General features: G+C 64.3%; 15 protein-coding genes. 6 read left to right on the top strand and 9 right to left on the bottom strand.

Annotation, left to right across the window (positions count from 1 at the left end):
* The first annotated feature begins 39 nt into the window (after nt 1-39).
* A complete protein-coding gene (locus tag ACJ70B_RS15895) occupies nt 40-969 on the top strand; it encodes a glycosyltransferase (RefSeq protein ID WP_408957966.1) in 930 nt (309 codons plus the stop codon).
* Nucleotides 970-1,027: 58 nt separating this feature from the next.
* Here the strand turns inward: ACJ70B_RS15895 and ACJ70B_RS15890 are convergent, their stop codons facing one another.
* The 3 genes from ACJ70B_RS15890 to ACJ70B_RS15880 form a co-directional block, all read right to left on the bottom strand.
* Nucleotides 1,028-2,131, bottom strand: a complete 1,104-nt coding sequence (locus tag ACJ70B_RS15890) for a CARDB domain-containing protein (RefSeq protein ID WP_408957965.1) — start codon at nt 2,129-2,131, stop codon at nt 1,028-1,030.
* A gap of 227 nt (nt 2,132-2,358) precedes the next feature.
* Complete coding sequence (locus ACJ70B_RS15885; protein ID WP_408957964.1) at nt 2,359-3,432, bottom strand: CARDB domain-containing protein; 1,074 nt, start codon at nt 3,430-3,432, stop codon at nt 2,359-2,361.
* A 225-nt stretch (nt 3,433-3,657) separates the two neighbouring features.
* Nucleotides 3,658-4,935, bottom strand: a complete 1,278-nt coding sequence (locus ACJ70B_RS15880; protein WP_408957963.1) for a DUF1616 domain-containing protein — start codon at nt 4,933-4,935, stop codon at nt 3,658-3,660.
* A gap of 419 nt (nt 4,936-5,354) precedes the next feature.
* Here ACJ70B_RS15880 and ACJ70B_RS15875 point away from each other — a divergent pair, with 419 nt between their 5' ends.
* Together ACJ70B_RS15875 and ACJ70B_RS15870 are read left to right on the top strand one after the other, a co-directional pair.
* Nucleotides 5,355-6,365: a lipid II:glycine glycyltransferase FemX gene (locus tag ACJ70B_RS15875; RefSeq protein WP_408957962.1), complete on the top strand. Its 1,011-nt coding sequence runs from the start codon at nt 5,355-5,357 to the stop codon at nt 6,363-6,365.
* 232 nt (nt 6,366-6,597) lie between these two features.
* Entirely contained in the window at nt 6,598-8,211 is a 1,614-nt protein-coding gene (locus ACJ70B_RS15870) for an alkaline phosphatase family protein (RefSeq protein ID WP_408957961.1), read from the top strand.
* 93 nt (nt 8,212-8,304) lie between these two features.
* Here ACJ70B_RS15870 and ACJ70B_RS15865 read toward each other — a convergent pair whose 3' ends face one another.
* The 5 genes from ACJ70B_RS15865 to ACJ70B_RS15845 form a co-directional block, all read right to left on the bottom strand.
* Nucleotides 8,305-9,702, bottom strand: a complete 1,398-nt coding sequence (locus ACJ70B_RS15865; protein ID WP_408957960.1) for a PAS domain-containing sensor histidine kinase — start codon at nt 9,700-9,702, stop codon at nt 8,305-8,307.
* A 148-nt stretch (nt 9,703-9,850) separates the two neighbouring features.
* The gene (locus tag ACJ70B_RS15860) at nt 9,851-10,300 is read right to left on the bottom strand and encodes a low molecular weight phosphatase family protein (protein ID WP_408957959.1); all 450 of its coding nucleotides are present in this window, start codon (nt 10,298-10,300) and stop codon (nt 9,851-9,853) included.
* A 121-nt stretch (nt 10,301-10,421) separates the two neighbouring features.
* A complete protein-coding gene (gene arsB, locus ACJ70B_RS15855) occupies nt 10,422-11,585 on the bottom strand; it encodes an ACR3 family arsenite efflux transporter (RefSeq protein WP_408957958.1) in 1,164 nt (387 codons plus the stop codon).
* Nucleotides 11,578-11,976: an ArsR/SmtB family transcription factor gene (locus ACJ70B_RS15850; protein WP_408957957.1), complete on the bottom strand. Its 399-nt coding sequence runs from the start codon at nt 11,974-11,976 to the stop codon at nt 11,578-11,580. The genes arsB and ACJ70B_RS15850 overlap by 8 nt, the downstream gene beginning before the upstream one ends.
* A 202-nt stretch (nt 11,977-12,178) precedes the next feature.
* Complete coding sequence (locus tag ACJ70B_RS15845) at nt 12,179-13,486, bottom strand: hypothetical protein (protein ID WP_408957956.1); 1,308 nt, start codon at nt 13,484-13,486, stop codon at nt 12,179-12,181.
* A gap of 253 nt (nt 13,487-13,739) precedes the next feature.
* On the opposite strand from ACJ70B_RS15845, the gene ACJ70B_RS15840 reads away from it, so the two are divergent.
* The 3 genes from ACJ70B_RS15840 to ACJ70B_RS15830 all read left to right on the top strand — a co-directional run bounded on the left by ACJ70B_RS15840 (nt 13,740) and on the right by ACJ70B_RS15830 (nt 19,275).
* The gene (locus ACJ70B_RS15840) at nt 13,740-15,530 is read left to right on the top strand and encodes a hypothetical protein (protein WP_408957955.1); all 1,791 of its coding nucleotides are present in this window, start codon (nt 13,740-13,742) and stop codon (nt 15,528-15,530) included.
* Between the two features lie 444 nt (nt 15,531-15,974).
* A complete protein-coding gene (locus ACJ70B_RS15835; RefSeq protein ID WP_408957954.1) occupies nt 15,975-16,925 on the top strand; it encodes a hypothetical protein in 951 nt (316 codons plus the stop codon).
* Between the two features lie 541 nt (nt 16,926-17,466).
* Nucleotides 17,467-19,275 (top strand): hypothetical protein, encoded by a 1,809-nt coding sequence (locus ACJ70B_RS15830; RefSeq protein WP_408957953.1) that lies wholly within the window; start codon nt 17,467-17,469, stop codon nt 19,273-19,275.
* 591 nt (nt 19,276-19,866) lie between these two features.
* Here the strand turns inward: ACJ70B_RS15830 and ACJ70B_RS15825 are convergent.
* Nucleotides 19,867-20,463 (bottom strand): ArsR family transcriptional regulator, encoded by a 597-nt coding sequence (locus ACJ70B_RS15825; protein WP_408957952.1) that lies wholly within the window; start codon nt 20,461-20,463, stop codon nt 19,867-19,869.
* Nucleotides 20,464-20,752 lie beyond the last annotated feature (289 nt).

Here is a 20,752-nt window from a genome sequence, read left to right as displayed (position 1 = left end):
CCGACCCCTGAACGCCTGCGCAACGACGTCTATACGAAGATGAACGTCCTGAATCTCACGTCGAAGGAGACCTCACCGCCGTTCGAACTCCAAGTGCGGGCCCTCGAGGAGCGCGGTATCGATTGTACGACGATTGCAGTTCCGGGCACGGTGACGGCGGATTCGGGTCGCTCCGTCTTCGATTACCTGCGGTTTCACCCGACGGTACTGCGGGAGTCGTTCGGTTCGTACGATCTCGTTCACGCGAATTACGGACTGACGGCACCGTTCGCGCTGTCTCAACCGCGGTTACCGACCGTGCTGTCGCTCTGGGGAACGGATCTCGACGGCGAACTCGGCTGGGTCAGCAAACGCTGTGCGAACTACTGCGATGCGACGATCGTCATGTCAGAGCGGATGAAACGCGAGTTGGGGCAGGACTGCCACGTTATCCCACATGGGGTCGATTTCGATCTGTTCGAGCCGATACCGCGGTCGGACGCGATCGATCGACTCGGCTGGGATCCGGACGCAAAGCACGTGCTCTTTCCGTACAAAGCCGAGCGGGAGGTGAAGAACTACCCGCGGGCAGAACGGATCGTCGACGCAGTTCGCGATGACGTACCGAACCGGATCCGTCTCCAGACGGCCCGCGAGGTACCGCACTCGGAAATGCCGGCGTACATGAACGCCGCCGACTGTCTGCTGTTGACCTCCGACCGCGAAGGCTCGCCGAACGTGGTCAAGGAGGCCGTGGCCTGTAACCTCCCCGTCGTCACCGTCGACGTCGGGGACGTCCGGGAGCGTCTCGAGGGTGTCACGCCCTCCGAGGTCTGTCGGACCGATCGCGAGCTCCGACTCGCGCTGGCCTCGATACTCGATGGCGGAGGCCGTTCGAACGGACGCAAACAGGCCGAGGCGATCAGCACGGACCGGATGGCCGCGCGGATTCACGACGTGTATCGTGACGTGGTCGATCGAAGCGCATAGGATGCTCCCGCATCGCGATCGGCCACAGTCAGCTACCGCTGAGAGGGGCCGGTGGCGATTACGATCCGAGACGACGGCGTGCGACCAGCGCCGCGAGAAGCGCCGCGACTGCCGCCGCAGTAACGTCGAACCCGGGCATTTCACTGCCACCGCCACCGCTTTCGTCGTTATCGCCGACGGTGACCTCTGTCGTCGTATCGCCCATCCCGACGATGTGCGTTCCCGTGTCGTTGAAGCTCACGGTCGCCGAGACGGTCGTCGTCTCGCCGGGCTCGAGGTTCACTGCCCGTTCGTCGACGGATTCGCCGTCGACGGTAACCGGCACGGTGAAATTGCCGGCGAGTGCGCCGTCGTTCTCGACGGTCGCCGAGACGGCCACCGACTCACCCGCCGCGACGGAGTCGGACACGTCCAGTTTGGTGACCGCGTGCGAGGTGCAACCGCCCGACTGGATCGTCACCGGATCGGACATGTTCAGTGACGTCCGCTCGTGGCCGCCGTCGGTTGCCGAGAGCAGCTGCCAGTCGGTGACCCGGCCGTCGTACGTCCGAAAGTCGGCCCGATCGTTGAACGCGGGGTCGATGGTGATCGAGAACTCGCCGTCCAGCCCGCCGTTGAACGCCGCGCCGTCGGTCCGGTTTTCGCCCCAGCCCCACGTGATGCGACTCGAGGAGTTGCGGTGGCTGAATTCGTCGTCGGCCCCGTCGTAATTGTCGTCCTCGACGACCCACTCGCCGTCTTGGGGCAAGCCGTCGAACAGCATCGTCGCTGCGCCGCCTGACGTGTTACCGTCGTACTGCCCATGGACGACGACGAGACTGAGACCGTCGCTACCGTCGTGTAAGAAGAGCGTGCTCGTGTCCTCGGACTGGAGGTGGGTCGTCCCGTGAGAGCTATAGGAGTACGAACTCGGGCTGGTGTTCGGCGTTCGGTAGTCATAGAACTCTGTGACCGTCCGGTGACCGTCACCAACGGGCTGGACGGTCCAACACGCACCGCCCTGCGCGACCGCGTATTCGTCCGGGCCGTTCGACTCCGGTGGTGCGACCGCACCGGCCACACCGACGCCGACCGTCGCACTGACGACGAGCGCGACCACCGCCGCGACCGTCGCGACCGTCGCGTACGAGACGTGACTCGAGAACGCCTTTCGCCGTATCATAATTCGTCTCGGCTTCGTCGATGGCGTTCGTAGCAATTGTTATGTCATCGTTTCCGAGACGGAAATGCGACGCCGGACGGCCGACGCTGGCCCCCGACGGCTCTCGCTGCTCCCAATAGCTCCTGCGGCTCCCGATGGCTCGTTCCGTTCAGTTATCGGCCGGCGACGGACGGCGACTCGCGACCGGCTAGCGGCGTCCGGATCGAGTCGGTGAGACCAGTAAATGGCTACCGTCGGTGCCACACGGCCAGACCGCCCAGAAGCGCCATTACAATCACCGCGGCGACGCCGAAGCCGCTCAGTCCGTCACTCGTCTCGCCGACGGTCACCGCCGCGGTTCGGTCGCCCGCCGCGACGGTGTAGGTCCCCGCATCGTCGAACGTCATCGTCGTCGATAGCGTGGTCGTTTCACCGGGTTCGAGAGTCACTTCTCGCTCGTCGACGAGGTCGCCGTCGACGGTGATCGGAACGTCCGTCGTCACCGTTCGCTCCCCATCGTTCGTAACCGTCGCAGTGATGTCGACGGACTCGCCCGGCGTCACCGTCCCACCGGTCTGCAGATCGGTGACCGAAGACGAGGGACAGCCGCCGGACGTGATCGTGACCGGTTTGGACATGTCCAGTGAGATCCGATCGCGGCCGCTCTCGGTCGCCGAGAGCGCCTGCCAGTCGGCTATCTGCCCCTCGTACAGGCGGAAATCGGCCGCATCGTTGAACGCGGGCGTGATCGTGATCTCGAATTCGCCCTCGAGGCCGCCGCGGAAGGCGGCACCGTCGTTCCGGCCGTCGGTGTACACCCAGGTAATACGACTCGAGGAGCCGCGGTGGCTGAATTCGTCGTCGCGTCCGTCGTAGCTGTCGTCTTCGACGACCCACTCGCCGTTTTCGGGCAACCCGTCGAACTGCATCGTCACTGCACCGCCGGACGTGTTGCCGTCGTACCGTTCGTGCAACAGGACGAGACTGACACCGTCGCTGCCCTCGTAGAGGAAGAGATTGCTCGTATCGTCTTCCTGGAGGTGTGTCGTCCCATACGAGCTATAGGAATGGGAACTCGGACTGGTGTTCGGCGTTCGATAATCGTAGAACGTTTCGATGGACTGTGAACTGTTCCCGAACAGGTCGACGGTGTAACACTTGTCACCCTGTATGACGGCGTACTCACCGCCGGTCTCTGACGGGGCAGATTGAGCGGCGACCGTTCCGACGCCGACCGTTGCTCCGATCACGGCCGCGGTGACCACCGCGACCGCGACGACGGTTGCATACGTTCCGGTTAGAGAGGCGCTATCACGTATCATATATGCTGTCGTTCTGATTAGTTCGAACGTCTCCTGTTCGACGCACTCACGTACATGGATATTGTTATGCAGGTGATTAATCGGCGAGCGGACCGTCGCTGACGGCGACTCCCTCTTCTCTCGAGGGCGTCGATCGAACCGCTCAGACGGTCCACTGGACGCCAGTTCCGGCGTCCCCGGGACGCGCTTTCGGGGTGTGCCGGTACTCAGGTATACCAGTCCGTCTCAGCCCTCGGTTTCGGTACCGTTTTCGGCTCCGGCATCGGTCCCGCCGCCCGTCCCGCCATCGGTGCTTCCGGCGATCGGTCCGCCCTCGTCGCCGAACAGGTCATCGAACAGGTCTCCATCCTCCGCGTCCTCGCCATCGCCGCCAGCGTCGCCCGTGGCGCTTCCACCGCCGCTGGTACCGCTTCCACCGTCGCCGGTACCGACCCCGCTGGCACCGGTGTCGCTTCCACCGCCACCAGTGTCGTCCCCAGCGTCCGTCTCGGTGACGTTCGTCCAGACGTGCGTGTAGCGATAGGCGTTCTCGTGAGTCGGTGTCTCCGGCACGTCGTCAGTATACAGCAACACCGAAATCCGAACGGGTCCCTCGTCCGCCGTCGGCGTCACGTTTCGCTCGTCGTACTCGGTCGACCCAGCACCGACTCGTTTCTCGAACCGCTGTAGTTCCGTTCGTTCGACCACGTCGCCGTCCTCGAGGCGCTGTTGCTGGACGACGGCCGTGTAGTTCATCGCCGTCTCTTCGCGGTTCTCGATGGCGACGACGAGCGGAACCGATTCGCCCGGCTCGATTTCCGCCGGGTAGTCCGACGCAACGAGGTCGCCCGAGTCGGTTTCGCTGAGCAGTCGAAGGCTCGTGTACTGCTCGCCGTCTTGCGGGGAAACGAACGCGTATCCGACGGTCGTCAGCGCGAGCGCGACGGCGAGTACGAGGGCGACGTTGACGGCGACGTGAATCGACGACTCAGCGCCGAATAGCGACGCGCGAGCCGTCTCGAGGCGTCGGCCGAGTTCGACACCGTAGCGGTCGGCCGGCGGAACGGACGCCCGGCGAACGGTCGCGAGGACGGCACCGACGACGGCGAACCCAGCGACGGTACCGACGACGCCCGGGCCGGTATACCCCCACGGCGTGGCGGCGATGGCCAACCCGAGCAACGGCAGAAGCGCGAAACTCAGTCCGAACGAGAGCGCCACGCGCTCGACCCCCGCGACATTACACGATTGTCGTATCAGTAACGCACCGTCGCTGGGAGACGCCGTCGAAGACGGTTTCCGGGGATATAGCGCGGACACGGTCACGTATCCGGGAGCGAAAAACAATAACGGAACTCCGATCCCGGCCCGTATCAGTGACGACGAAACGTCTGCGACTGCCAAGAGGCTGGTCGCGGTGACGACGAATCCGATGACGCCGAGCAGGTCGACCGGAAGTCCCGCGACGACAGCCTTGCTTCGCCGTCTGACGGCTTCGAACGGCTGAATCGGGAGTCCTTTCATTGTACTTGCCGGTTGTCGGTCGCTCGAGTCCGCTAGCCATTGTTACTTATCGCGTACCGAGAACGTCGGTTCGCGTAGGAGCACCGTTACCGAGTGTGAAATCGCTGGGCGGGCAGATACACAATCCGCGGACGCGCCCGTTTCGAGCATTCGTCGGCGCTCCGCGATCCGCAGCCGACTCACGTCTCGTCGGTCACGGCACCGACGCTCGTCGGTCGTCGATGCCGTGAGCGCACCATCCCGACCGACAACGCGAAAGCCGCGATCACGGCCTCCGAGACCGGCGACGGAGTCGAACGAGCCGCCTACGACGACGGAAATAAGATGCTTACAAAGTAGCGCTGACGGGACCCGTTCCGTATGGAACGCCGAACGGCTATCGAACGGAGTCCGCGGTGCAGTCTCGAGGGATCAAGCGCATGAGTATCGACGTCCGCATCGCGACGCCAGACGACCTCGAGCGGTGGAACGGGTACGTCGAGCGGTCGCCCCAGGGGACGCTGTGGCACGAACTCGAGGCCCTCCGGGTACAGGCCGACCACGCCGATGCGACGGTACACCCGCTGATCGGATTCAAGGGACAGGAACCGGTCGGCCTCTTTCCGGTCTTCGAGATCAGCAAGCAGTTCGTGACGACGGCGTTTTCGCCGCCGCCACACCTCCGGGTCCCGTACCTCGGACCGGCGTTCTTGAACATGGGGAAACTGAAACAGCGCAAGCGCGAGCGGCGGCGACAGCGGTTCATGGACGGCTGCTTCGAGTGGATCGACGAGGAACTGAACCCGAAATACGGCCACGTTCGCACGTCGACGGCGTTCGAGGACTCGCGCCCGTTCAAGTGGAACGCGTACGACGCGACGCCGGAGTACACTTACGCAGTCGATCTGACGCTCTCCGAAGCGGACCTCCTGATGACGTTCAGCAGCGACGCGCGAAGCAACATCCGAAACGCCGACGACGAGGTGTTCGAGATCGATGTCGGGGGCCCGGAGGAGATCCGCCTGATCCACGACCAGGTCAGGACCCGCTACGAATCGCAGGATATCAGCTTCGGCGTTCCCGTCGACTTCGTCCTCGATCTCGCCGACGAGTCGCCGAACGGACGCGTCCGGCCGTACACCCTCCGCGTCGACGGCGAGTTCATCGGCGGGATTCTGGCCCTCGAGTACGGCGATACGACCGGCCGCTGGATCGGCGGTGTCCGTACCGACGCGGACGTCGACGTCCCGACGAACGATCTACTCGACTGGGCGATCATGAAAGATGGCCTCGAGAGGGGGCTCGAGACGTACGATCTCGTCGGTGCCGACACGCGCCGGATCAATCGGTACAAGGCGAAGTTCAACCCCGAGTTACGGACGTATTACGGGCTCGAGTACGGGAACTGGGGGATGCGGACGATCGCCTCGTTGTACGATAGCGTCAAGTGAGTCTCGACCGAACGGAAAGCGGTCGCAGCGTTTTTCGATCGGTCGTGGTTCGGTGTCGAGCGTCGCCGCGACGCGGCCGAACGAGTCGAACGGTATGCCCTTCCTTCCCCGACGTATCGCGGCCGGGTTCGGTGAGCAACGTGGACTGTCGATTTCGGGCCACCATCGTCGGTCGATCAGTGTGCCGTAATTTCGCACTTAACGAAGCGTCATCGAAACGGACGTGTCGGCGATGGACGCCGATACCTCCCTTCGAACGCTACTCGTCGGCATCGACGCGGCCTGTGACCGGGTGCTCGCGCCGCTGTTCGAGGACGACGAGGTGCCGACTCTCGAGTCGATATACGAGACCGGAACGAGCGGGGCGCTCGAGTCGCAGATCCCACCGTGGACCGCAAGTGCCTGGCCGTCGCTGTACACCGGAACGAACCCGGGCAAGCACGGCGTCTACGGCTTCCTCTCGTTCGACGGCTACGACTGGGACGTCGTCAACGCGACCGACGTTCGCGAGCGGACGCTCTGGGAACTGCTCGATCGCCACGGCGTGACGAGCGCGGTGGTCAACGTCCCGGTGACGTATCCGCCGCGGGAATTCGACGGGGCGCTGATCCCGGGCTACACCGCGCCGGAGGACCCGGACTGCCACCCCGACGGACTGCTCGAGGACGTCCGGAACGCGATCGGGGAGTACCGCGTCTACCCGGACGACGATGCGGACGACGTCGGCCGCGCGTACAGCGACTGTGTGCGGATGCGCGGGGACGCCTTTCGCTACCTCGTCGAACGGTTCGACCCCGAGTTCGGATTCATCGAGTTCCAGGCGACGGACTCGATCTTCCACGAGCGACCGGCAGACGACGAGGCGATTCGGACGATCTACCGTGCGGTCGATCGCCAGCTCCGCGAGATCCTCGAGGCCCACGAACCGGCGAACGTGATCGTCGCGAGCGATCACGGGATGGGACCGTACGACGGCCACGAGTTCCGGGCCAACGAATTCCTCCGCGAGTCGGGGTTCGTCGAGACCGAGCGCGGCGGACGGGGAATGCCGACGTGGGCGACCGTTCGCGACGGGAGCCTCAAGGAGGGAACAGACGCCGGAAGGGACGGTCCCGGCATCGCCGAGCAAGCGATGGCGACTGCTGCGGGGTTCGGGCTCACGAGCCAGCGGATCAACGCCGTCCTCGAGCGACTCGGTGTCGCCGATCTCGCCGCGGCCTATGCACCAGCCAGCCTCGTCAGTGCGGGGGCCGCGCAGGTGAACTTCCCAGAATCGACCGCGTACGTCCGCTCGCGGATCGAACTCGGCGTCCGAATCAACCTCGAGGGACGCGAGCCAAACGGTGTCGTTCCGCCGGCAAAATACGAGGCGGTGCGAACGAGGCTCATCGACGTCTTACGATCGGTCACCACGCCCGACGGCGATCCCGTTTTCGAGTCCGTCGGGCCTCGAGAAGAGTTCTTCCACGGCCCCGAGATCGAACACGCCGTCGACGTCGTGACCGTGCCGGCGGAGTTCGACCACTTCCTCTCGGCGACGGTACGAGACGAGGCGTTTGGCCCGCCGAGCGAACCCTGGAACCACAAACTCGAGGGAACGGTCGCCGCTCGCGGTGCCGATATCGATCACGCTGCCGGCGTCGGCCGGGCACATCTCTTCGATATCGCCCCGACCGTGCTGTCAACGCTCGACGTGCCGATCGACGAACGAATGGACGGCAATCCCCTCCCGTGCGTCGACCCGGCCGGAACCCGACGGTATCCGCGGCTCGACGAGAATCGGTCGGTCGACACGTCGGACGAACACGTCGAGCAACGACTCGCGGATCTCGGCTATATCGAGTGAGTCGCGGTACGCCCGCGGCGACTGCGGTATCCGTCGATACGCCCGCGGAGACGATCGGCACACCGATTTCGGCACCGCCGCGGCGACGACCGGCTACGATGACGGGCACGGCAGCGAGACGGTGATCGCGTTGCCCGTCTCGGTGCGGTCGAACGAGACGTGGCCGCCCGAGAGATCGACGATCCAGTAGACGAGCCACAGTCCCAGCCCGGACGTGTGGTAGACGTCGGTCATCTCCCAATCGCCGGTCAACACGCGGAACTCGACCTCCGGAATCGGCGGGCAGCCGTCCTCGACGGTGACTGTGATGGTCTCCTCGCGGGCGCGGACGGAGACCGACAGCGCCGGTACCCCGTCCGGGTCGTGCTGAACGGCGTTCTCGAGAAGTTCGATCACCGCCAGTTCCACCTCGGAGAGCACACGGGCGACCGCCGAGTCGGGGGCCGTCAGCTCGATCGTCGCCGACGGACGTTGGTCGCGAATCGTCTCGATCGCGTTCGACGCGACCCGGACGAGATCGACCGGCTCCGGTGTCGACCGCTCCGTGAGCAGGTCGATGATCTCGCGCTGTTTGGCGGTGCTCTCGAGTAGCTCTCGGCCCTGCTGGCGGATGACCTCCGCGCGCCCGTTCGAAGGAGCGTCGGCGTCCCGGGCGATACATTCGGCGTTGCCCATGATGACGGCCATATCGTTTCGCAGGGTGTGCCGGAGATGGGTGTCCATGACCGCGAGCTGGCGCTCCCGCCGTCGACGGTCCGTGATGTCGCGGGAGAAGCCGACGATTTCGGCGACATCACCGTCGTCGCGGATCGGGACCGCGCGCACCCAGACCCAGCGGCTGTAGTCGGTCTCCGGGTCGACGCGATACTCGATGTCGACCGATTCGCCCGCCGACGCGCGGGCCATCGCCTCCTGAACGCAGTCGACGTCGTCGGGATGGACGGCCTCGAGAAAGTGATGCGGGTTCTCCTTGAGCGCCTCGACGGACTGGCCGAAGATCTCTTCGTAGGCCGAATTGACGAACAGCAGCTCGGTCCAGTCGCCGTCGACCATCCACAGGACGTCGCCGACCGTGCCGGCGATCGTCTGCAGTTGACTCTCGGCGTCGCGGCGTTCCCGCTCGGCGGTGACCCGTTCGGTGATATCGCGCGAACTGACGACGTAGCCGTCGAGGGCATCGTCCGGCGGATCGGTGAACCGGCTCTCGAGCCACACCCACTCGTCGCTTCGCGTCGCGTGGCGGTACCGGACCGACGCCGAGGACTGCGCCGACGCGTTGACCCGGCCGAACCGCTCCGTGACCGCCCGCCTGTCGTCCGGGTGGACGTACTCGAGTGCACGCTCGTCGACGAGTTGCTCGGGCTCGAATCCGAGAATGGACGCGCTCGCCTCGTTGACGTAGACGTACGTCCCCGTCTCGTCGACGACGGCAAGCTTGTCCTGTGCGTACTCGAGCAGGACGGGAGCCAGATCGCCGGGATCGGAATCCATCGATAGACAGTGATAGTCGTTCTCGAGGGGCGGAGAAAAGCGTGGCGGCGTCTCCGTCTCGCGGTTCGGGGTCCGAAGGCGGCGCGATCGGCGGAGACGCGAGCAGACCGTTCGCGACCCGCCCCGGCCGCGAGCCGTCTCGTCGCGGTCAGTCGCTCGGATACAGGTCGTCGAACAGCGCGACGACTCGGCGGTCGACCTCGTCCCGGATCTCGCGGACGCGTGCTCTGTCCTCGCCGTCGGGGTCCGGAAGCGCCCACTCTCGGATGTCGACGGCCGTCGCCGCATCGCCGAGCTCGAGGGTCGAACAGCCCATCGTCGCGACGGCGTCACAGGACCGGAGTTCCGCTGGCGAGATTTCGCGGGGCGTGCGATCGGCGAGGTCGATCCCCGCCTCGCGCATGACCGCGATCACTTCGTCGTGGACCGCCTCGGCCGGGTGCGTGCCGCCGGTCAGGATCTCGACGCGGTCCTCGAGACCGCGGCGGTCGCGCTCGCGCTCGGCGAACGCGGTCGCCATCTGCGAGCGGCCGGCGTTTTGGACGCAGACGAACGCGAGCCGGATGCGCTCGTCGCTGTCGCTGTCCGCGTCACTCATGGCGACATCCCGCTCGGTGCTCGAACGCTGTCGGTAGTGTGCTCGCCGGTTCCGGGGGTAGTATCGGTTCGATCTGTCGTCGTCCAGTGGCTGGGTTCGGAACTCATGGTTTCTCGTTTCGTTAGTCGTCAGTCGTCGGGCCGCCGGTCGCTCGCTCGAGGCCGCCGGCCGCCCGGCCCCGCCAGTCGAATCGCCGCTGGAAGAACAGCGCGACGTTGACGAGTGCGAGCAGGACGGGAACCTCGATGAGCGGGCCGACGACGGTCGCAAACGCCACGCCGGAGCCGACGCCGAACACCGCCACAGCGACGGCGATGGCGAGTTCGAAGTTGTTCGAGGCGGCGGTAAAGCCGATCGCGGTCGTCGTCGCGTAGTCGGCACCGATCCCCCGCCCCATCCCGAAGCTGACGAAGAACATGACGACGAAGTAGATCGTCAGCGGGACGGCGATCAAGAGTACGTCGCCCGGCGCGGCGATGATGGTCTCACCCTGCGTGGCGAACATCACGATCACCGTAAACAGCAGGGCCACGAGCGTCAGCGGCTCGATTGTCGGGACGAACTCGTCGTCGTACCACGCTTCGCCTTTGGTCCGGATGCCGACGTAGCGGGTGAGGATTCCGCCCGTGAAGGGGAGGCCGAGGAAGACCGCGATGGCGACGAACACCTGCGTGGGCGAGACGTTGAACGTCGTGATCTCGGCGGCGAGGGCCTCCATGCCGAGCAGCGGCGGGAGGACGAGCGCGAAGAACCAGACGTACACCCCGTAGGTGAGGATCTGGAAGAGGCTGTTGAACGCGACGAGTCCGGTGACGTACTCGGTCGACCCCTCCGCGAGTTCGTTCCAGACCAACACCATGGCGATACACCGGGCCATCCCGATGAAGACGAGCCCGAGGAAGTACTCCGGACGAGCCGGCAGGCCGGGGACGAGCCCGCTGAAGAAGACCACCGCGAGCCCGAACATCAGCGTCGGCCCGACGAGCCAGTTCTGGACGAGGCTCAGTCCGAGCACTCGCCAGTTCCGAAAGACCGTCGGGAGCCGCGAGTAGTCGGCCTTCGCCAGCGGCGGGTACATCATCGCCACGAGTCCGATCTCCACGAGGTGGAGGTCCCGGATCGGCCCGGTCACCGACGGCGCGACGTGGCCGAGCCCGACGCCGACGACCATCGCGGCGAAGATCCACACGGTGAGATACTTGTCCAGCACGTCCATCGACCGCGGATCGCCACAGCTCTCGCAGCTGCAAGCGGAGCCGTGCTCGTGGGCCTCGAGGTCAGACATCGGTCACGCTCCCCTCGAGGACGGTCACGAGCGCGATCGCGCGGTTGGTCGCCCGGTACTTCTTCCAGCGGCCGTCCTTCCGTCCCTCGGCGAGCCCCGCGTCGACCAGTGCCGAGAGGGCGTGGCTGAGCCCGCTCTCGCTCGCGTCGACGACCGCGTGGAGTTCGCAGACACAGAGCTCCTCACCCGCCGCCACGAGGGCGCGGACGAGCGTGTACCGCGTCTCGTTGGCCAGCGCCGACAGTACCTCGAGTTCGGCGTCGATCCGCTCGCGTCCGATCGTCGCTTCGAGCGCGTTCAGTTCGTCGAGTCGCCGATCGACGTCCTCGTCGCGGCAGGCCTCGAGTTCGTCCTCGAGGTACCGGCGCAACCGGTCCGTGGCTTGGGCCATCGCCGCCCAGTTTCGATTTCACTCAAGTATAAGTATCGATCGACACTCGATATCGGCTTGCACCCTCGTATCACGATCTCTCGTGCGTTGTGCTCGTTCGCTCGGGAGAGGTGATTGAGATCTCATTCAACTGAAGTCGAGAGCGTCCGGAGCTGGCGACGCCGGGATTCAGTAAGCGCGAAGATCGAGACGACGGCCGGACCTATCGGTCGGATCGGACGAGTCGCAGCCCCGCCTTCGCCGTCTTCCAGGCCGGATAGGCGGTGTTGTAGACACTGGCGGGCGCGTTCCTCGCCCCGGCTCTGAGGAGCCGATGGGTGAGCGGCGAGCCGGACGTCGAGATCAGCGCGTCTACATCCGCGTTCTCGAGCCACTCGAAGAACGTCCGTTCGGCCGGCGACGCCGGCTCGGTCTCACGTGCGCGGTCACGAATATCTGCCCACATGTGGCGCTCGTCCTGGCCCAGCACCCAGTCGCCGCGCTCGAGGGAACGCCGGAGGTCCCGGTAGTCGGCGTCCGAGAAGGGGTAGCCGTGCTGTGACGGCTCGAGGCCGGTCAGCCGGAGACCGACAGCGGTGCGATAGCACTTCTCGCACTCGCCGCAGTTGCCGTCCATCCGGTCGTTGCAGGTCTGTAACTGCAGGTCGGGGTCCTCGCTGCGGATGTAGTCGGCGATGACGTCGAGGCGCTCCTGTCGGGTGAGAGCGTAGGAATCGTGGTGACACTGCGTGCCGGCCCACCGGACGTGATCGTCGATATCTGGCCGGGAGCCCCACTCGAGGTCAATCCCGTCCCAGTGAGTCGCGGCGACGTAGAGGTCCGCCATGCCCCGCGCGTAGGCCATCGGCGCGCAAAGGCCGAGGAGACCGAGCCCGTGGCCGACGGAGCTGTACCAGCCGCCGTCGACGTAGCGCTTGTAGTGGGCCAACAGCATGGGATGGTCGAGGAACGAGAGCATGTTCGACTCGACGAAGGCGGTCTCGCAGCCGTGGTCGTCGGCGAAGTTCGAGACGCGTGCGCGGAGCGCGTCCCACTTCCCGTCGTCGGCTGCGTCGGGCGTGATCGTCCAGCCTCGAACGCTGATCAGCGTCGGCGATTCCTCGCGGTGGCGGACGTACGAACACGTCGAGTCGACGCCGCCGGTGAACAGCAGGCCGCTCTCGCCGCTGTGTTCGGGCTCGACCTCGATCGTCCGGCGGGCATAGAGGGTGCCGCCCTCGAGGAAGTCGTGCATCGCACACAGCGACGCCTTCACGTCCTCGAGCGCGCGGGCGAACGTCGCGTCGACCTCGTCGACGTAAACGTCGGCCCCGTTGGCCCACGCGACCGGACAGACCTGCGCGAGGACCGGAATCGCGAGGACACCGTCGGGCACGTCCTCGATCGAGACGTCGTACTCGGTTCGGAACCGTTCGTCGGTGACGAACCGCTCGAGGTCGCTCGAGGCCCGAATCGAGCACTCGAGGAGTTCGCCGTCGGTGGAAAGATTGTCGATGAGGATCGATGACATAGGTGGCGTATCGGTGTCTCGCTCGGTCGGAGCACGACCTGCTACAAAAATCACCAGAACCGTTGATCGGTCTCGAATCGAGAAATCGATCGATAGCTGATTCTGTAGTTCGGGTAGGTACGACATACGTCCGAGAGCAGTTCGCTACGGTCCGCGTTCGGGGGTAGGAGACGTATAACAAACGGCATCAGCACCGACGATTGGGCTAACACATGCGTGTCGGGATTGGCCCGGAAAAATCCGGTGAGCGGACATGAAACGATCGACGCTGAACGTGCTGGTCGCGGTCGGTTTTTTCGCGGTTGCGATCGGCGTTCTCGTCGCGCGGGCGAACCCGGCGACGACCTACGAGTCGTCCGTCTACACGGGCACGCCGACGACCGTCTGGATCGGGTTCGCACTCGCGCTCGCGATCGCCGTCGGCACGTCCCTTACCTGTCGCGGCCGTCAGCAGGGGCTCGGCATCGGTCTCGGCGGGCTCACCGTCACGGCCATCGTGAGCCTGCCGGTGGTTCGGAACTACTACTTCGGCGGAATGGGTGATGCGCTCAGTCACCTGGGCTGGACTCGAGACATCGTCGCCGGCAACACCGCCCCACACGAGCTGTTCTATCCGGGACTCCACACGATCGCGTCGACCCTGCATTTCCTCGGCGGGATATCGATCGAACGCGGGCTCCTCATCGGAATAGTCGTTTTGTTCATCCCGTTCGTGCTCTTCGTTCCGCTCGTCGTCCGCGATATCGCCGGCGGCGGGCTCGCAGTCGGCCTCGCCGCGATCACCTCTTGGATGGTGTTGCCCATCAACAATATCGCGACGTTCATGGCCGTTCACACGAACTCGAACTCCCTGTTCGTGGTTCCCGCGGTCATCTTCGCAATCGTCGCGTACCTCCGGCGACGGTCGACGGTCGAACGACTCCCGCTCGGCGTCTCCCCGTTTAGCGCGCTCATCTTCCTCACCGGGCTCGCACTCCTGTTGATCCACCCCCAACAGATGTTCAACGTCGTCATCTTCATCGGCGCGATCGGCGCGGTCCAGTTCCTCGCGCGTTGGCGCTTCGACGACCATCCGATGCTCGAGCATTCGACGACCTACGTCCACACGATCTCGCTGGGTGGGCTGTTCGGCCTCTGGGCGCTCGGCAATGAGCGGTTCAGACAAGCCGTCCTCGGCCTCACTACCGGCTTGTTCTCGCAGAATATCGGCGGCGGGACAGAGGTCAATCAACAGGGGTCCTCACTCACGGAGATCGGCGGCAGCCTCTCCGAAGTCTTCGTGAAGATGTTCCTCAATAAAGCGATCATCGGCCTTCTCGTGGGCCTGTTCATTCTGGTCGTCTGGCTCGGTCGCTCGAGCCTCGACGGCGAGGCCAGATCCCACGTCAACTACTTCGCACTCGCGTTGTTCCCGCTGTTCGGCATGTTTCTGGTCTACTTCCTCGGGACGCCGAAGATGGCGTTCCGGCAGATGGGATTTATCTACGTTCTGCTGACGATTCTCGCGGGCATCGCCCTGGCCCAGCTCGTCGGCGGCCTCGCGAGCGTGATCACGACTCCCGGCGCGAACGCAGTGGCGGCGCTGGTACTAGGTGCCTGCCTCGTCCTCGGCCTGCTGACCATGTTCTCGTCGCCGATGATATACAGGTCGGGCCAGCACGTGACCGAAGGGATGATGAGCGGCTACGAGAACGGACTGAATCACGGGGCCGAGAACGTTTCGTACGCCGGAATGGGGTACGATCCTTACCGCTTCGATCACGGTATCAACGGCCTCTCGGGCGGCGACACCCTCAGTAGCGCGTCGGCGGCCACCGGCACGGTCAACGCGACCGTCTTTTCGGCCGGCAACTACTCCGGTGCCTATCCCACCGACGAGTACTACTTCACCGTCACGAAGTGGGACAAAACGAGGGAGTTGCAGGTCTACGAGGAGCTCAACTACGACCGAGCTGCGGTCGAGGGGATCGCGACCGAACAGCACGTGAACAAGGTGATCTCGAACGACGAGTTCACGATGTACGCGGTCGACAGCGAGCCGTAGCGGTCGGCCATCGCCTCGGTCACACGGGCGTCGGTCGATCGCGTCCGTGCGATGAGACTCGCCGCTCTACACGGCGATGATCGGAACACCGCTCGAGAGCCGCGGCGACCAGCTGCTCTTGCCGGCCGAAACCGAACGGAAATCGCTTGTTACCGGCGGAAACGACGCCACCAGACGACGAAACAGTAGCCAGTCGAGACACAAATCGCGCTCATTACGTTCTCGAAAACCCGTCTTCTTCAGCTCCCTCGCGTCGGTATGACCGTATTACCGACGAAAAGAGGATCTTACGCTCGGGTGAGTAGCCGGTCGAGACAGTCGTATTTTCTATACAAAATACCGGTGTATTGCCCGACAATATGCAGAGATATAAACAAAGTCTGTAAATTTAAGACATATCGGCAAGAAAAAGTTTATGAGTGTAAGACGGTGTTACAGTGATGTATGGCGCAGAACCCCCGTACGTCCGAGACGGATTCCGATCCGACTACAGGCCGTAATTCCGGATTTACCCGCCGTAACTACGTTCGCTCGTTCGCCGCGGTGGCGACCGCGACGACTGCACTCGGCGGGGCCGGCGCAGTCTCGGCCCAGGACGATTACGAGGTCATCGAAGCCCAGGGACAGACGATCACCATCGGCGCAGGTGAGACCTGGGAGAACAAGCTCATCGACATGACGTCCGGTCAAGACATCGTTATCACCGCCCGCGACACCGACTGGACGATCCGAAACATCGGTTTCAAAGGCAAGAACACCTCCGGCACCGGCACCGCCACCTTCGGCGTCGCCGACGTAAGCGGCGGGACGAGCACCGTCGAAAACATCTACCTCGGCGACGGCTCGAGCACGGGCAACACCAACCCGAACGGGCACGGCCAGACCGCCTTCTGGGTCGCCCCCGACCACTCCGGGCACATCGACTTCAAAAACGTCAACATCCAGAACTTCGCGGACAATGCGATCTACGGCTCCGCACCCGGGACCAACGGCGGTGGCACCATCCACATCGACAGCAGCTTCGCCGCCAACTGTTATGTCTCCCACTTCCGACTGGCCACCGAGGGCAGCAAGGTCACGAACTCGAGCGTCTACGTCGACAGCAAGGACGGCTACGTCGGCCGCGGCATCTGGGCGTGGGCTCCCGGGCCGATCGAGGTCTCAAACTGCCAGATTGAGATGAACGGCAATAACAACGCCATCGTCGCCGGTGCGAACGGGAAGCCGACCGAAGTTACCGTTACGAAAGGCGACTACGACGACAAAGCCGGCATCGTCGAACACGCCGGCTCGAACGTCAAACTCGGCGACAACGTCGGCACGAACCCCAAGGCCGTGATGCCGGACGGCGTTCCGACTTCGCCGGAGGAGGCCGCGTCGGGCGGTTCGAAGTAACGTTCTGCTGACAGCCCCCGCTCCGCGTTCGGTCTCCACTGACGAACACCTCCACCCGAACGCGGGTTCCCTGACGCGTTCCGCCGATCACCTCCCGCGAACGACGCCGCCGACTCCCGTTGACGCACCTGCCGCGGTGTCGCCCACCGCCGGCCCACCCAACCTCTCGCTCGACGGATTCCGTTTCTAACCGCGATTGTTCATCGGGTACCGCTTCCGTCAGCCTTCCGCGAGTCGTGCAGTCGGCCGACGGCTGGGAATCGTATCGGTGCTGCACCGAATAATAGCGTTTTACTCGAGAGACAGGCCCCAGAAAATCAGTCTCTCACTGGCTCTCACCAGCTTGCTCTCGGTAATCATATCTTATTCTCATCGATTGCGAAGATTTCGAATAGTCGACCGAAATGAGGCGATCAGTTTATTATTCCGAATATAGGCACTCAATGTTATATCATTCGTACTGGCTATAGGTACATTCTGTAAATTTTAGAGCCACTGATACGGAAAGTTTATGCCGGTAGTATCTCATTACCCGTATTGCATGGCACGCGACTCTTCGGTACCGGACGACGAGTTGACCGCCCCCGACGACGCGGAGGCGGCCGACGACGGTAACAGCGGATTACTACATCGACGCTCGTACATGAAGCTGGCCGGCGGAACGACCGCGGCGGCGACGCTGACGGGAGCGGCGAGCGCCGCAGACAAGGGCTACGACGTGATCGAAGCCCGAGGACAGACGATCCGCATCGGCCGCGGCGAAACATTCGAGAACAAACTCATCGACCTGACGACGGGCGAGAGCTTCCTGATTTACGTCGAAGGAGCGAACTCAGTGCTCCGAAATATCGGTTTTAAGGGCCTCTACCGCGGGGGCTCGTTCATGATCTCGATCAATACCGGGAAGGGCGACGTCCTCGTCGAGAACGTCTACCTCGGCGACGGGGCGACGAAGGAAGGAGCCGACTTCGTTCACGGCCCGGGTGCCGTTTTCATGCACCGAGGCAGTGAGGCGGATATGACCTTCCGTCACTGCAACGTTCAAGGCTACCCGAATAACGGATTTTACTGTTCCAACACGCCCTACGGCGGAAGCGTCCGCTTCGAGAGCTGTTTCGGCAAGAACAACGGCGTCACCACGTTCCGGTGTGGCAGCGCGGACGACGAGATCGTCAACTGCGTCGCCTACAACGACAACACCGACTACGGCGACGGCTATGGCGGCTACGTCGAGGCCCACGGCCGTCCCGTCTGGGTCTGGAACGGCGGCACCGTGACGATCCGCAACTCGCACTTCGCCGACGGCCCCTACTCGTACGCGCTCGTCGCCGGCGCGAACGGATCGCCTGGCAGCGTTGACTTCCAGAGCGGCGGCATCCGCGGCCAGATCAAGCGAGCGAGCGGCTCGACGGTGACCGTCGCGGACGAGGTCTCGAGCGATCCTGACCTCTCGATCCCCGACGGGGTTCCGACCTCGCCGGAGGAGGCCGCGTCGGGCGGCTCGGGCGACTCGAGCGGTTCTGGTACCGGCCAGTCGAACGACGGTGGGAGCGACCAGTTGCCCAACGTCCTCCTCGTCGACGGCAGTCCGGCGGACGCGACCCGCTACGAGTTCAGCGTCGACGGCTCGCTCGAACACGCAAACTACGAGGGCGCATCGATCGACGACGGAGACACCATCGACGGCTCGACCGTGCGGGGAAGCGTCGCCGACTGGAAGGACGCGTTCCGATTCAGCGGGGAGGTAACTGATCTCACCGTCGACGGACCCGGATCGGTCCGGGTCAACGGCGAGCGGGTCGATCCCGCCGATTACGGCCAGCGGCTCCCCCACGTGCTCAAGGTCACGGGACGGGGCACGCCCACGAGCTACGAGATTACGGTCGACGGCGCGATCGAACTCGTCTCCGACGACGCGCCGGCGGCCGAGGCGACGACCGTCTCGGGGTCGACCGTCCAGAGTTCGCTCACCGACGGGAGCCAGACGTTCCGCTTCTCGGGCGCGCTGACGGACGTGACGTTCACCGACGGCGCGGCAGACGTCACCGTCGACGGCGAGGCGATCGATCCAAGCGAGTACGGCGACTACGAGATGCTCCCCCACGCGATCGTCATCGACGGCGTCGACGCCGACGGGGCGAGCGCGTACTCCTTTACCGTCGACGGGGCGGTCGCGAAGTCGGACTACGAGGGCGCGTCGATCAACGATGCAGACCTGATCGAGGACACCGCCGTCCGCGGTACGGTCGGAAACTGGCTCGACGCCTACTGGTTCGACGGCGACATCGTCGACTTCCACCTGCGTGGCAACGCCGCGATCGACGTTCAGTACAACGCTCGCGATCAGTAAGACGCAGCACGGTCCTCTCATTTCCCGTTCGAACGGCACGAGCGGCGGCGCTCAGCCGAACCGGCTCCGTTCGCTACGCATCGTGCATCGCCGGACCGGCATCTCGAGCGCCGGGCTCGAAAGCCCCGTAGAACGACTCGAGACACCAACCGCGTCGGTACGCAAGCGAGTCCCACTGTACTATCGACGGTTGTTTTCGGTCGGTGGCGACCGAGCCTGCGGCCGCGATGCCGTCTCCGACCGGAGACGATGACGCTCGGAAGACGCGAGTAGTAGAGTGGCTCCCGTGCCTAGAACAGCTGCTGGCACGCGACTGTTCCGGTACTGGATGACGGTCGTCGGGAGCCGTTCGACGGTACGAATGCAGGTAATAAAAACCCTTCTCAGTGACCGGACGAGCAATCGAACGGCGGCGGCCAACGCCGGTCGTCCTTGGTCGTCCGATGGCGCTGCATCGGTCGCAGAGGGGACGACGGCCGGTCGGAGCCAGTCACGGAGACGGACGTCGAAGACATGACGATCGAAACAACGGCCTGCTCGAGAGAGACGGCAGCGAGAACGGGACTGAAGCGGCGGCAGTACCGGCTCGACTCACTCGATTCGGGACAGTTTCCCGTCGACGTTCTGTTCGCGTCGGTGGTTCGTCACGACGTGAGCGGTGGAGAGGAGGAGAAACGCGACGATGACGGTGCCGGCGAGGGCGACCATCGGGAGTGTCGAGAGCACGGGTACACCGAGAAACGCCGCGCCGAGGAGGGCAGCACCGGCGACGCTGAGTCCGGCGTACCACTGGTCCCATCGATCCCGACGGTGGGTATCCGTATCGAGGTACATCATCAGCAGGTCGGCATTGTCGGACAGCGAGATCAACCCGCGGTCCTGATCGTACTCGACGATACCGGCGTCGTCCATCTTCGGGAGGTGGGTCTGGTAGAGGGCGACGTAGACGCGTTTTCGCTGATCGGAACTGAGCGCGTTGACCTCGGTGTCGTTCTCCCAGGCGGCGATCTGTTCGGCGAGTTCACCGAGCGTGACGGTTTCGTCGGCTTCTAGCAAGTACGCGAGGACCTCCCGACGGCGGCGGTTCTTCAGGAGTTCAAAAATAACGTCCTTCGAGAGACGTTCGTCTTCGTCGCTGTCGGCGACCGACGCAATCTCGTCCGGGAGGGACGTATCGATCGAGGACATCACTTTGTTCCTCCGGTCAGAGCGACGCGATCCGAGTTCGCCAACCCCAGGACCCGATAGCCTGAATCACCGGAATCTCGGCACGACGGCGACCGCTGTACGTTCGAACGGCGAGTCGAAGTCACGATTGACACACCAGGTTGTACACCAACAGAGATACTCTTAAACACGACCACGTTTCGCACCGTCTGCAAAGGAGGTACGGGGCGACTTCCCAACCGCAGGACTGCGAGGGCGTTTCGCCGTCCTCTCGATCGCTCCTCGCCGTCCGAACCGTCGCGCGGTATCG

The sequence above is a fragment of the Natrinema sp. 74 genome (genome assembly GCF_046097095.1).
Taxonomy (GTDB): domain Archaea; phylum Halobacteriota; class Halobacteria; order Halobacteriales; family Natrialbaceae; genus Natrinema.
This window is presented reverse-complemented; position numbering and strand designations above follow the sequence as displayed.